At 44.6% G+C, this 13,783-nt stretch carries 14 protein-coding genes; 4 read left to right on the plus strand and 10 right to left on the minus strand.

What is annotated here, in order from left to right; translation table 11 throughout:
- Nucleotides 1-316: 316 nt before the first annotated feature.
- Both CSV60_RS14380 and CSV60_RS14385 read right to left on the minus strand, forming a co-directional pair.
- Nucleotides 317-1,072, minus strand: coding sequence for an SDR family NAD(P)-dependent oxidoreductase (locus CSV60_RS14380; protein ID WP_099637461.1), 756 nt, complete (start codon nucleotides 1,070-1,072; stop codon nucleotides 317-319).
- Entirely contained in the window at nucleotides 1,059-2,000 is a 942-nt protein-coding gene (locus CSV60_RS14385; protein ID WP_099637462.1) for an MBL fold metallo-hydrolase, read from the minus strand. Before CSV60_RS14385 ends, CSV60_RS14380 begins: the two co-directional genes overlap by 14 nt.
- 191 nt (nucleotides 2,001-2,191) lie before the next feature.
- Between CSV60_RS14385 and CSV60_RS14390 the strand changes: the two genes are divergently transcribed.
- From CSV60_RS14390 to proC, 3 genes are all read left to right on the plus strand, one after another.
- Nucleotides 2,192-3,331 carry an SPFH domain-containing protein gene (locus CSV60_RS14390; RefSeq protein ID WP_099637463.1) on the plus strand — a complete coding sequence of 380 codons (1,140 nt, stop codon included), beginning with the start codon at nucleotides 2,192-2,194 and terminating at the stop codon, nucleotides 3,329-3,331.
- Nucleotides 3,332-3,341: 10 nt separating this feature from the next.
- Complete coding sequence (locus CSV60_RS14395) at nucleotides 3,342-4,448, plus strand: TFIIB-type zinc ribbon-containing protein (protein WP_099637464.1); 1,107 nt, start codon at nucleotides 3,342-3,344, stop codon at nucleotides 4,446-4,448.
- A 306-nt stretch (nucleotides 4,449-4,754) separates the two neighbouring features.
- Nucleotides 4,755-5,564 carry a pyrroline-5-carboxylate reductase gene (gene proC, locus CSV60_RS14400; RefSeq protein ID WP_099637465.1) on the plus strand — a complete coding sequence of 270 codons (810 nt, stop codon included), beginning with the start codon at nucleotides 4,755-4,757 and terminating at the stop codon, nucleotides 5,562-5,564.
- Between the two features lie 288 nt (nucleotides 5,565-5,852).
- On the opposite strand, the gene rnz is transcribed toward proC, so the two are convergent.
- From rnz to mce, 6 genes are all read right to left on the minus strand, one after another.
- Nucleotides 5,853-6,800, minus strand: coding sequence for a ribonuclease Z (gene rnz, locus CSV60_RS14405; RefSeq protein WP_099637466.1), 948 nt, complete (start codon nucleotides 6,798-6,800; stop codon nucleotides 5,853-5,855).
- Between the two features lie 16 nt (nucleotides 6,801-6,816).
- On the minus strand, nucleotides 6,817-8,007 hold the full coding sequence (locus CSV60_RS14410) for a DNA polymerase IV (RefSeq protein ID WP_099637467.1): 1,191 nt from the start codon (nucleotides 8,005-8,007) through the stop codon (nucleotides 6,817-6,819).
- 108 nt (nucleotides 8,008-8,115) lie between these two features.
- Nucleotides 8,116-8,580 carry a chemotaxis protein CheW gene (locus tag CSV60_RS14415; protein ID WP_199175296.1) on the minus strand — a complete coding sequence of 155 codons (465 nt, stop codon included), beginning with the start codon at nucleotides 8,578-8,580 and terminating at the stop codon, nucleotides 8,116-8,118.
- Between the two features lie 36 nt (nucleotides 8,581-8,616).
- Nucleotides 8,617-9,741: a M20/M25/M40 family metallo-hydrolase gene (locus CSV60_RS14420; RefSeq protein WP_099637468.1), complete on the minus strand. Its 1,125-nt coding sequence runs from the start codon at nucleotides 9,739-9,741 to the stop codon at nucleotides 8,617-8,619.
- Between the two features lie 18 nt (nucleotides 9,742-9,759).
- Nucleotides 9,760-11,307 (minus strand): acyl-CoA carboxylase subunit beta, encoded by a 1,548-nt coding sequence (locus tag CSV60_RS14425; RefSeq protein ID WP_099637469.1) that lies wholly within the window; start codon nucleotides 11,305-11,307, stop codon nucleotides 9,760-9,762.
- Nucleotides 11,308-11,718, minus strand: coding sequence for a methylmalonyl-CoA epimerase (gene mce / locus CSV60_RS14430; RefSeq protein WP_099637470.1), 411 nt, complete (start codon nucleotides 11,716-11,718; stop codon nucleotides 11,308-11,310). It abuts the gene before it with no gap.
- A 123-nt stretch (nucleotides 11,719-11,841) separates the two neighbouring features.
- On the opposite strand from mce, the gene prli42 reads away from it, so the two are divergent.
- Nucleotides 11,842-11,937: a stressosome-associated protein Prli42 gene (gene prli42 / locus CSV60_RS15905; RefSeq protein WP_155979530.1), complete on the plus strand. Its 96-nt coding sequence runs from the start codon at nucleotides 11,842-11,844 to the stop codon at nucleotides 11,935-11,937.
- A gap of 231 nt (nucleotides 11,938-12,168) precedes the next feature.
- Here the strand turns inward: prli42 and CSV60_RS14435 are convergent, their stop codons facing one another.
- Together CSV60_RS14435 and meaB are read right to left on the minus strand one after the other, a co-directional pair.
- Nucleotides 12,169-12,609: a BrxA/BrxB family bacilliredoxin gene (locus CSV60_RS14435; RefSeq protein ID WP_099628904.1), complete on the minus strand. Its 441-nt coding sequence runs from the start codon at nucleotides 12,607-12,609 to the stop codon at nucleotides 12,169-12,171.
- Nucleotides 12,610-12,726: 117 nt separating this feature from the next.
- Entirely contained in the window at nucleotides 12,727-13,776 is a 1,050-nt protein-coding gene (gene meaB, locus CSV60_RS14440; RefSeq protein ID WP_099630335.1) for a methylmalonyl Co-A mutase-associated GTPase MeaB, read from the minus strand.
- Between the last annotated feature and the right edge of the window lie 7 nt (nucleotides 13,777-13,783).

The following is a 13,783-nucleotide window of genomic DNA, read 5'->3' on the forward strand; positions in this document are numbered from 1 at the left end:
TTCCAGGTGGACGCTTTCCCATGGGCCCGCGGTGAGCCAACTAGGTCGCAAGCTCCCTTTAGTTGTCTCACCTGTCGGGCTGATCCATCGGGAGTCGCCACCTTCCACTTACGATCAACTAGTTTTTTCTTCTATTTAATTAAACGTGTAAAGATTAATCCAATAATTAAACGAAGACAACTTCAAAACGGGGGCCATGCGCCAGCGACGTATGGAGTCCAGTAACATCACATATTTTTTCTCTCCCATTTCAAAAAAAGCTGCTGCTATAAGCCGTATCGTAACGACTTTCAGCAACAGCGTTCTAGATATCTTCTTACTTCTTATAGAAAAATGGCTTCCCGATGGTTTCTACTACGCTAGGCGCCAACGCATACAGCCTGCTCGTTAGACCCGTGATTTTTGGCAAGTTCACTTCGCGTCTAGGTCGCTCGATTGTTTCCATAACAGCGCGCACCACCGTATCCACCGACAACAACTGGCTACCCATTGCTTGTTTGTAGCCACCGGTGACGTCCGCGAGCTCGATAAACGGTGTATCGATCGGCCCTGGATGGATAACGGATACATCGACGTCATAAGGCGCCACTTCCATACGCACAGCATTCGTATAGCCAATTAGCGCGTGTTTCGTCGCGGCATAGACCGATGTTTTTGGCGTTGCTACTTTCCCTGCCTGTGAACCGATATAGACGAGATGACCGTGCTTGCGCTCGATCATTGCAGGTACTACACGCGCGGTTAGTTGCATCGGCACAAGGACATTGGTCTCGAGCATCGCATACATGTCTTCATCGGTCGTCTCATGGGCCAGGTGGAACTTCCCTACTCCAGCAGAAAATACGATGAGGTCAGGTGTTCCAATGCAAGATACCAGCCAATCTAGCTGCTTCGTGTCTCGCAAATCCGCACAGTATCCTTCTACTCCGAGGACGCGTAACTCTTCTAACGCTTTCGCATTGCGCCCTGTCGCAATCACACGATAGTCGTTCAACATCGCCAAACGTTTTGCTAGTTCAAACCCAATTCCACTCGTCGCTCCTGTGATCAGTACAGATTTAGAGACGGACATAATGATGGACTCCTGCTGAATCAACCGTTTCAGAAATTAATTCTGCCGCCATTAGATAATCTAACTGCCCGATCGTTTCAGACAGCGTCAGTCCCAACTCTTTTTCATAAACTGCCGGGAATAGTAGTCTCGTTACGTCAAAGACCGTTTTCGATTCATCTAACATAGCAAGAACTTTCATGGCGCGGTCGTGCTGTTTAGCCAAGCGTTCAGTTATCAGCTCGTGGGCATGGGTAATCTCTCCGCCATGACCTCCGTAAACGATTGATACCGGTAAATCTAACAAACGTTTTAGTGATGCATTGTACTGGAGCAATGATTTCGGACGTCCGTGCTCTTTCTTAAACGGAGGCTCAATTAATGGATTGGATGACACTTTCTCGAGCAACAAATCGCCACCGATCAGAATGCCTTCCCTTTCATTGAATAACGATAAATGACTTTGCGCGTGACCTAAAGACTCTTGGATTTTCCAGCCTGGATGTCCTGGCAGATCATCACCATCATTCATCATGCGATCGACGGGACGCCCTCCCATCAAATCGACTGATCGACGGAAGCGTTTCACCCACTTAAAATATTGCTCCGGCACGCCTTCTTTTATTAATGATTGTTCATAGAAACGGTCATGACGATCCAAAAACTCTGTATCTCGTGTTAGCCAGTAATTTAAATACGGATGACCGAGGATTTCCGCGCGGTCAAACATCTCGACCAATCCGCAGTGATCGGGATGGTGATGCGTGACGAAAACTTGCTCTATATCATGGAACGTATAGCCCATTTCTTTTAATTTCATCTGCAACACTTCACGCGCTTCTGGCGTTTTTGTCGCCGCGTCTACCAACGTTAGCGTGTCGCCTTTTAGTAAAAAGCAGTTCACGTCACCTACCGCAAATGGCGTAGGCGTACTAATTTTTGTGATCATCTTCTGTTCCCCCTAGTAAATGAATGACTGTTCAGTCTATTGTACTCTTTATTTCCATGTGCGTCACGTCTTGATTGTTCATTTACCGAAAGATTTTTCATCTAAAATGAAACCATTTTGTCTATTCTTCGTATGGTATACTACAAGAAATCGCATGATGTACATAATGATGTCGAGTTGGAGGGATAACAATGGGATTTTTTAATCTATTTAAAAACCAATTTATCGAAGTAATCGAGTGGCAAGCACAGGATGCCAATACGTTAGTTTATCAGTTCCCCGTGCATAATAATGAAATTAAAATGGGGGCAGAGCTGACGGTTAGGGAGTCGCAAGTCGCGGTCTTCGTCAATGAAGGGGAAATTGCGGACGTATTTGGACCAGGACGCCATATTTTGTATACACAGAATATGCCCATCCTGACGAAATTGAAATCGTGGAAATACGGCTTTGATTCACCATTTAAAGCGGAAGTATATTTCATCAATACAAAACAATTCATCAATCAAAAATGGGGCACTTCGAACCCCATTATGATGCGTGACCCAGATTTCGGCATGATCCGTCTTCGTGGTTACGGAATTTATTCGTATCGTGTATCAGATCCTACAGTATTTTTGCGGGAACTATTTGGAACGAACAGTTCATATGACACGAATTCCGTTGAAGGTCATCTAAAGAAAATGATCATTTCTGGATTGTCTGATTTATTCGCAGAGTCTCAAATACCTGCGCTTGATCTATCGATGCATTACGACGAATTAAGCGAAAAAGGAAAAGAGAAGATGATGTCTCGTTTTGCTGCATTCGGATTCGAGATCACATCACTCTATATCGAAAATTTGTCGCTACCAAAAGAAGTAGAAGAAGCGATGGACAAACGTACCTCTATGGGCGTGCTCGGCAATATGCAGCAATACCAGCAATATCAGGCGGCTGAAGCGATGCGCGATGCAGCACAGAACGAAGGCGGCATGGCGGGCGCGGGTGTCGGTATGGGGGCTGGTATGGGCATGGGTCAAGTCATGGCAAGTGCGATGAATCAGAACCAACAGCAGCAACCTCAAGCACAAGTTGCAACGAAATCCTGTCCGCATTGTCAGGCTACGATCAACGCTGATGCCAAGTTCTGCGGTCAATGCGGAAAATCAGTTGAAACGGATAAAGTACCATGCGTTAAATGTGAAACTATGATTCCAAAAGACGCGAAGTTCTGCAGTCACTGCGGTACATCTCAAGTCACCGAGAAAAAATGTCCCGCTTGCTCACATGCCAATCTGCCAGGCGCGAAATTCTGCGCAGAATGTGGTGAGACGTTAGACGAAAAGTGAGGGATGGACATTGACTTCATTTGATAGACAACACACAGTCGTAGAAGATACTGAAAATATCAAATGCCCTTCTTGTGGCGGCAACACGGAATATCATCCGGAAACACGCGGCTTAAAATGTCCTTTTTGTAGTCACGAAATGCCGATCGAAGCAACGTTCAACCATCATGTGGAACTGAATTTCGAGGAAGCGGGAAATAATCTTCAACATCTATGGAATGAAGAGAAACGTGTTTTTTCCTGCAGCAGTTGTGGAGCAGAATCCATATTGGACGCACACATCGTCGCGGATTTCTGTTCGTTTTGCGGGTCTTCTCACATATCAGTTACGAATCACGATGCCGGTGTACAACCGGGGTTATTGATTCCGTTTCAAGTTTCCGAGGAACAGGCGCAAACGAAGTTCAAGGACTGGATCAAAGGGCACTTCTTCGCACCGAACGCATTGAAGAAAAATTATCGAATGAATAAAATATCCGGCGCTTATTTACCTTACTGGACGTATGATAGTCAGACACAGTCACACTATGTCGTACGTGTCGGGAATTACTATTATGTCACCGAAACACGGACGGTCTATGAGGATGGTAAGGCGAGACAAGTGACCGAGCAAGTGCAAAAAATTCGTTGGCATCAGGAAAGCGGTAATTATCGTGAATTCTTTGATGATGTTCTAATCAAAGCGTCCAGCACAGTCGATCCGAAACTATTGCAAAAAGTACAACCTTTCCAATTAACGAGTCTGACCGATTATAAAGTGGAATATATGTCCGGCTTCCTAGCTGAACGATATTCTGTTTCATTACAACAAGGATTTGAGCAGGCAAAGAACGTGATGACCAGAGGAATCGTCAACGGGATCGAGGGCAGCGTTGCCGGAGATATCGTACAAGTGGTCAATGTCTCGACAGATTATACCGAAATTACATACAAACATATTTTATTGCCAATTTGGATTTCCTCCTTTCATTTCAAGGAAAAAGTCTATCAATTCATCGTCAATGGACAAACGGGGAAAGTATCCGGAAATTATCCTGTGAGCGCGATGAAAATCGTTTCATTGGTCGTCTCGATTCTGGTCGTTTTATTCATCATCTACTTATTCGTCGGCAGCTAACGGCAATTTGACATTTTATTTAGTACGTGACATAATCATGGAAATAGTATGAAACGGGCATTGAGGAAGATCAGTAGACGGGTGACGGATAGCAGAGAGCATGGCCGAGGCTGCAAGTCATGTATCCCACTCCCCTTTGAACCTCCTTCCGAGCTGTCGTGGAAACACGACCGTACCTTCTGCGATAAAGAAGACTTGAAGTTGTGCTGTCGTAAACAGCAAATTTAGGTGGCACCGCGGAAACCGAGCGTTTTCGTCCTGAAACATAGGACGGGAGCGTTTTTTATTTTGGGGAGGATGTTAGACATGGAAAAGATTTTATTTGTAGGCGCCGGTCAAATGGCAGAAGCAATTATTGCAGGAATTATTAAGAAACGAGTCATATATGAAGACAATGTCTATGTCATGAATCGTTCAGACGCAGAACGTTTAGATGAACTGGAGGCGCGTTACGGTATTACGAAAGTATGTGAAGATCGAGATTTCATTAAAAAAGTCGACTTAGTAGTGCTCGCAACAAAGCCGAAAGATGTAGAGAACGTGATGGATGATATTGCACCTTACCTTGGGGAAAATACGACGGTTCTCTCCGTCATCGCTGGGATTTCCATCGATACATTTGAGAGTGGTCTCGGCAAACGCCCGATTGCGCGCTCGATGCCAAATACATCTGCGACAATTGGAAAATCAGCAAGCGGGATTGCGTTTAATGATGCGGTTTCAGAAAGAATGCAACAATCCATTTTGAGCTTGCTGAGTGCAATCGGTATTGTTAAAGTCGTCGAAGAAGATGATTTGCATGCGGTCACAGCCCTTTCAGGTAGCGGCCCTGCGTATATCTACTATTTAGTGGAGGCAATGGAAGAAGCTGCGGTAGCGCGAGGCCTAGATGCAGCGGCTGCACGTGAATTGATTGTTCAAACAATCTACGGTGCTGCATCGATGTTGAAGAAAACGGGCGAAGAGCCTAGTATTTTACGCGAAAATGTAACGAGCCCTGGCGGCACTACAGCAGCCGGTTTGCGATCGCTAGAAGACCACAACTTCAAGACCATTATTTCGGACTGTTTGATCAGCGCGGAAAACCGTTCACGTCAATTAGGTGCTGTGAAATAATATAGGAATACGACGCTCCGGGAAATCATTTCCCCTGAGCGTCTTTTTTAATTGGCGGAACCCGGATCGTTATGAGCGGTTGCGTGGCTGGATAGAGCGCCTAAGCTTCTTGATAGAGCGCTTGTGAGACCCGATAGAGCGCTTATGGTACCCGATAGAGCGCCCGACCGGCTTTATAGAGCGAATACGCAGCAACATAGAGCCCTTCGTTCCCTTTAACGCATTCACAACAATCAAAAAAGGCCGATCACAAAAAGTCACTGGCATGGCGACTTCTTGGATAGCCCTTTAATTTTTCGCTAGCTTTATTAATTCTCCATGTTTCCACTGATAACGCGTAAAATCATCTGCAATCGAAATCGCCTCAAATACTTCGGTACCTTCAGCTAAGAATGCCGGCATTTCACTTGGCATGAAACGTGCGCTTATATGGTTGGCAATAAGGTTTTTCGCGTTCGCTTCTTTCGCAATGGTTGCTGCTTCGACAATTGTTGAATGACCGAATTCTTTTGCGCCTGCTGCATACTCATCCGTGAACGTCGCTTCGTGAATCAAAATATCGGCGTCTCGTGCCAGTTCAACCGATGCTTGGCAGTATGATGTATCCCCAATGACTGTAATGACGAAGCCTTTCTTCTTATCTGTCGTAACGTCACGACTGTAGACTGTTTGCCCATTCTCGAGCTCTACGTCAAAACCGTCTTTCAACCGTTGCAACAGCGGGCCTTTCGGAACGCCTTGCTCGATCGCTTTGTCGATCAATAATGTGCCGGGTAACTCTTTTTGTTCAATACGGAAACCAAAACTTTGAATGACGTGTTGGACTTCTTTGGCATAGACTTTGAATTCATCTGTCTCGAGAATCAAGCCGTCATGAATTTCATGCACATTCAACTTGTATGGCAAGTACGTTCCTGTCAATTGATACGTATGCTGTAGCCACTCTTTTAAGCCCGCGGGACCGTAAATATCAACCGAATCATCTCCACCTAAAAATGCTCGTGAGCTAAGGAATCCCGGTAATCCGAAAATATGGTCTCCATGCAAATGCGTGATGAAGATTTTCGTAATCTTCTTCGGCTTGATCGCGCTGTGTAGCAATTGATGCTGTGTCGCTTCGCCACAATCGAATAGCCAGTTTTCCTTATTTTCATCTGTCAAATCCAGAACGAGTGCGGATGTATTGCGCTGTTTTGACGGCATCCCTGCACCTGTCCCAAGAAATTCTATATCCACATCCATTGCCTCCTGCCTATTTCTTCGTATGTCCTTTTTTAATAATACCATCTCCGAAACGCTGCGTCAGACTCGACATCAATTGATCCATTTCGTATTCCTTTTGTTGCTGCTCAAAATTATCGAATGTCAGTTGCTTAACCATTTCAGATCGTTCTATGACATTCGCCACTGTAATGCCTAGCAAGCGAATGGGCTCGTAATCCCAATGTTGCTGGAATAATTGAATAGCTACTTCTGTAATATCTTCCTCAAGATAGATGGCTTGTTGGAGCGTTCTACTTCTTGTGGTATTTTGCCAGTCGGCATAGCGCATTTGAATACTGATAGTCATTCCGGCTAACCGTTTCGTTTCCAGTCGTGCCGCTACTCGTTTCGCAAGCCGTTCAAAAATCGGAATACAATCTTCTAGTTCTGTTAGATCAACAGGCAACGTAGTAGAACTACCGATGCTTTTACGTTCTTCCGCACTTTCGGGATCAACGGGTCGTGTATCGATCCCGTTTGCCCGTTGTTTAAGGCGCAAGCCATTTTTACCAAGTAGCGCTTCCAACGTGATTTTTTCGGCAGTAGCCAAGTCACCTATCGTTTTAATAGCTTTACTATGCAATTTCTCTTCCGTTCGTTTGCCGATACCATGCATTTCAATGACGGGTAACGGCCACAACATGTTCGGCACTTCTCGTTTACGTAAAATGGTAATGCCCATTGGTTTTTTAAAATCTGATGCTGTTTTCGCAAGGAATTTATTCGGTGCAATTCCAATCGAACAAGGTAGATCCAGTTCTGCTAAAATTCGCATTTGAATTTCTCGTGCCAAGTCATACGCACGTGTCAATCCACCAATATCGGTCGTATCGATATACGCTTCATCAATGGAAACAGGTTCGACCCATTCGGTATAGCTTCGCAAAATATCAAAAACCGAATTTGACATTTGTCTGTATAAGTCATGCCTTGGCGGAACGATCGTTAAATGCGGACAAAGTCGTTTAGCTTCTCCTACCGTCATCGTCGTGTAAACGCCAAATGCCCTTGCCTCATATGAACAGGTTACGAGAATTCCTCTGCGTTCTTTCGGGTTGCCCGCGACCGCCAGAGGGATTCCTTTTAATAAAGGATTCGCAGCTTGTTCAACTGAGGCAAAGAAGCTGTTCATATCAAGATGCATAATGACTCGTGGATTTGAGATGATCGGACCCGTCATATCAACACCTATCTTTCCCAGGAAATAATTATGTAATAGGAAAAAGCGGCAAACCGACTTCAGTCTGCCACTCTTTCCATTTTATCAAATGTATGTTCTTTTTGCCTACTAATTTGATTGCTGTTGTTCTTTCATATAACTAGAGATTTCATCCATGCCGTGGAGTGAATCCGTCATGATATTCGGATCGATGACAGTCACTACACGGTCCTCTAGATTCGCTACTGTTACGAAGTAAGGCGTTTTGGAATACGCTTTTAATGCAGTAGATGTTAACCGTTCTTCTGGCAATTCAAGGATTTCTTTTGCATCTAGCACGAGTAAACCAACTTCCAACTGATCCGTTTTCACGACCACTACATGGGATTCAATATTACGTGGTGTCGCCTTATGATACAGGATCTGACTTAAATCCAGTATAGGCACTAGCTCGCCACGGGATTTCATCAGCCCAAGTAAATACGTTGGAAGGTGAGGAATCGGTGTGACGTACTCCAGTTTCTCGATGGATATCACCGATTCAACAGGAAGTGCATATTCTTCATTGCCTGTCCGCACAATCACAGTTTGCATAGTTATACCTTCTTTCAAGGCTCTTTGTTGAGACTGTTACACTGTGTGGATTGCCTGACTGACAATCTCAAGTACTAATTCCGTCAGCTTTTCCATCTCCTTAACCGGCATGCGTTCGTTTTTCGTATGAATCTCTTCATATCCAACAGACAATGTCACAGTAGGAACGCCCATACCGTTGAAGACATTGCCGTCACTTCCGCCGCCGCTCGTCATGATCTTCGGCTCACGTCCTACGTTGCGGATTGACTTCATCGCGACTTGCACGACTTCTTCGTCATTTCCAATTGAGAAACCAGGATACATGAGTTCTGTTGTCGTTTCAGCTTTGCCACCTAAAGATTTAGAAGTCGCAGCAAATTTCTCGACCATTAAGTCGATTTGTTTCTTCATTTTATCAGGATTGATTGAACGAACTTCCGATAAAATGAAAGCCTCTTCGCAAACGATATTCGTTGCTTTTCCCCCTTCAAAACGACCGATATTCGCAGTCGTCTCTTCATCTATTCGGCCAAGTTTCATGCCCGAAATAGATTTAGCGGCGAGTGTGATTGCAGAAATTCCTTTTTCAGGGGCAACGCCGGCGTGAGCCGTTTTCCCATAGATGGTTGTCCATAATTTTGATTGGTAAGGGGCCGCTGTAACAATACCGCCTACTTCCCCGTCGCTATCGATCGCGAAGCCATACTTCGCTTGTAGGTGGTCAGGATTCATCGCTTTCGCGCCTACTAATCCACTTTCTTCACCAGCCGTAATAATGAACTGAATCGGACCATGCGGCTTGTCTGACTCTTGGATCACTTTCGCCATCTCAAGTAAAGCCGCAATTCCTGCTTTATCGTCGGCACCTAAAATCGTCGTGCCGTCACTGTAGATATAGCCATCTTCTTTGACGATTGGCTGAATGGATCTTCCTGGAACTACCGTATCCATATGACATGTGAAGAAGATCGGATCCGCGTCAGCCACTGTACTTGGCAAGTTGGCAATTAAATTGCCCGCTCCATGTCCTGTATTCTCCGCTGTATCATCTTCCGTTACGTCAAAACCCAGTTCCTGCAATTTTATCGTAAGAATATCTGCAATATTTCGTTCGTTTTTAGTTTCAGAATCAATTTTTACTAACTCCAAAAATTCTTGAAGTAATCGTTGTGTATTCAAGATGAAAGACTCCTTTGATTATAGAGGTATGTTGCCGTGCTTTTTCTTCGGACGATCTTCGTGCTTATTGCGCATCATTTCAAGTCCTTGAAGCAATTTAATACGCGTTTCGCGTGGGTCAATGACATCGTCGATCATGCCGTGTGAAGCGGCAACGTATGGATTCGCAAACTTTTCACGGTATTCTTCTATTTTTGCTGTACGAGTTGCTTCCGGGTTTTCACTGTTTGCGATATCGCGTGCGAAGATGATGTTCGCTGCCCCTTCAGCACCCATTACGGCTACTTCTGCGTTTGGCCAAGCGAAGACGAGGTCAGCACCGATTGATTTAGAGTTCAGGGCTACGTATGCACCACCAAAAGCTTTACGCAAGATTAGAGTGATTTTTGGTACAGTTGCTTCCGAGTATGCATACAAAATCTTCGCTCCGTGACGAATGATTCCACCGTGCTCTTGCTTGATTCCTGGGAAGAATCCTGTAACATCTTCAAATGTGATCAATGGAATATTGAATGAGTCACAAGTACGAATGAAACGTGCAATTTTATCAGAAGAGTTAATGTCTAGTCCACCCGCCATTACTTTTGGCTGGTTACAAACAAATCCAACTGTCTCACCTTTCATGCGCGCATAGCCAACTACCGCGTTCTTTGCGAATTCAGGCTGAATTTCGAAGAATGATCCTTCATCCACTACTTGCTCCAATACTTTTCGTACGTCATATGGACGAATTGTTTCGTAAGGTACTGTATCCGCTAAATCTGGACGATAATCATCTTGTTCTTCAAATGGCTGAACAGGTGTCTTTTCTGTGTTATTCTGTGGCAAATATGTCAATAATTCACGTGTTTTTTCCAATACTTCTTCTTCACTTGCCCCACGAAGATGCGCATTACCACTGATCGTGTTGTGAACTTTCGCGCCACCCAGATCTTCAGAAGTAATTTTCTCACCTGTAACCGTTTCAATTACTTTTGGTCCTGTGATGAACATCTGGCTCGTTTTATCCGTCATAATGACGAAATCTGTGATCGCTGGCGAATACACCGCGCCACCTGCACAAGGCCCGAGGATAACAGAAATTTGTGGAATGACTCCGGAATAGATCGCGTTACGGTAGAAAATTTCACCGTATCCGTCAAGAGATAATACACCTTCCTGGATACGTGCGCCACCTGAATCGTTAAGACCGATGAATGGAGCACCGTTTTTCGCAGCCAAATCCATCACATTGGCAATTTTCATTGCGTGCATTTCACCTAGCGCTCCACCAAATACGGTGAAGTCTTGGGAGAATAAATAGACAGAACGACCGTGGATTTTACCGTAACCGGTTACAACACCGTCTCCAGGTCCTTCTAGCTTGTCCATGCCGAAATCACGTGTACGATGAACAACGAATGGATTCAACTCTACGAAAGTACCTTCATCAAGTAGTATGTCAATACGCTCACGTGCTGTAAGTTTACCTTTTTCGTGTTGCTTCATGATTCGCTCATCGCCGCCACCCAACTCGATTTCGCGTTTCTTATCGTACAGTTCATTAATTTTATCGTAAATGTTCATCTAGTTTTCCCCCTTAGTCTTTTCACATAATTCATAGAGCACGCCGTATGATGATTTGGGATGCAAAAATGCCACCTCTGCTCCACCAGCACCTGGTTTGGGTGCGTCTGAAAGTAGTTGAACGCCCTTTTCTTCCAATTCCTTCATTCTTGAACGAATATCCGTTACACCAAAAGCGATATGGTGAACCCCTTCACCGCGGTTTTCAATAAACTTCGCAATGGGACTTGTCTCCGTCATCGGTTCAAGTAACTCGATCTTGACGTTATGTGCATCAATGAACGCCACTTTAACCCCTTGGCTAGCAACTTCTTCAATAGCAATAACTGTCAATCCGAGTGTATCTATGTAATAATTAACTGATTCATCTATACTTTTTACAGCAATCCCTATATGATCTACCTTGTTCATAGCACATTCCCCTTTTACTATGTTTCTACTATATGAACACATACCAGCCATTCCAGTTGTGAAAATCCTTATTTCTGTTAAAATAGAATTAAACCCATTCCAACGCGTAAGGAGCTTTGCTGCATGAGTAATAAAAAAATTCAAAAAACAGTGGTTTACTTGATGATCGTCGCCATGATCGCATCTACTATGGTCATGGGTCTCAGCATGTTCTTATAATGTAAATGACAGTTCGCATATGAAAATATGCGAACTGTTTTTTATTGCCTTCTAGCTTCAGGACCCCAAGCGTCTGTCGAGACTAGACGGCGCATTCCGCTTTAGTAACATCTAGCTACATGCGCCAGTCTCTCGGATCGCTTCGGTCCTGATTCAAAAGGCAAGTTCGGCCTTTTGCTTCAGGACCTCCAGCGTCTGTCGAGACTAGACGGCGCATTCCGCTTTAGTTTATTACAGTTCTTCGCAGTGCTCTTCAAATTGTTCCTGAAGATTCACGACAACTGACATCGGGTCATGTCCTTCGATTTCAAAACGTCCTACTTCACCAATTAGTTTGCCGTCTTTTAGCAAAGCGAATGATGGAGAAGATGGAATGTGATCTTCACCGAAGTGCATACGTGCTTGTGCAGTTGCTTCTTTATCTTGTCCAGCAAATACTGTTACCAAGTGGTCCGGACGCTTGTCATAATGTACTGCGTGTGCAGCTGCTGGACGAGCGATTCCGCCAGCGCATCCACAAACGGAGTTGACCATAACTAATGTCGTGCCAGGTTGCTTGAATGCTTCCTCCACGTCCTCAGGTGTTTTCAACTGCTTGTAGCCGCTCGCTTCCATTTCGGATCTCGCTTGGTTCGTCATATCGTTCATGTAAAAATCAAAGTTCATAGTCATTTTACAATATCTCCTCTCTCATACTCTATAATTGTGATGGCCTCTTCAGTTTCGCTTTAACACTTCCCTGATACTAATTAGACTATCCTCTTCAATCATAGCATATCCCTACAGGAATTAAGAAGAAAACAATCGGTCAATTGCTCCAGTTACAGTTAAATGACCGTCGAGCAATTCTTCCTCAAGTGCCTTCACCTGCGTTTTTCGTCCTTGCTCCGAGAAAAATGAATCAATCAAGTGATCACGGATCATCGCATGGAACCAATCGCGTGTCTGATGCTGACGTCTTGTGTCCCAATGATTCTTATCTTTCATTTCTTTCTCAAACTCCAAAACCGTTTCCCATACCGCTTCCAAGCCGGTCTTTTCTATAGAAGAAACCGGTTGTACTCTGGACGTCCATTCAGGCGAAGCAGGTTGCAGCATGTGCATAATTCGTGTATATTCACGCACCGTTTTCTTGACTAGCGGTTTATTAGCACCGTCATTCTTATGCACGACAATACCATCCGTCAGTTCCATGATGCCCTTTTTCATTCCTTGTAGTTCGTCACCAGCACCAGTCAGCACTAGCAATAAGAAATAATCGACCATTCCACGTACAATCGTTTCGCCTTGGCCAACCCCTACGGTTTCAATCAAAATGACGTCGTATCCTGCCGCTTCACAAAGCAACATCGTTTCGCGAGATTTCTTATGCACACCACCAAGAGTACCCGCTGACGGAGATGGACGGATAAACGCATTCTTATGCCGTGCCAACTCCTCCATACGCGTCTTGTCTCCTAAAATACTTCCACCAGTCAGCGTTGAGCTCGGGTCAATCGCGAGTACCGCCACTTTATGGCCCATATCCGCAAGCATTAGACCGAACGCCTCGATAAACGTACTTTTCCCTGCACCCGGAACACCTGTAATCCCAATTCGGATACAGTTGCCCGTTTTTGGTAGGAGGCTAGTCAACACTTCCTGACCGACCTTCTTATCGCTAGGCTTTGTACTTTCAAGCAACGTTATACCACGCGCTAAATACAAGCGAGAACCATTTTCTATTTCCTGTTGCAATACATCCAAGTTTTTATGAGATGGATCTTTTTTAACAAAGCGTTTACGTGAAGAGGCAACAAATCCATCATGTGTGGATTCTATTCCGCGCATCACATGCATGGCTGAT

Source organism: Sporosarcina sp. P7, from assembly GCF_002743425.1.
Lineage (GTDB): Bacteria > Bacillota > Bacilli > Bacillales_A > Planococcaceae > Sporosarcina.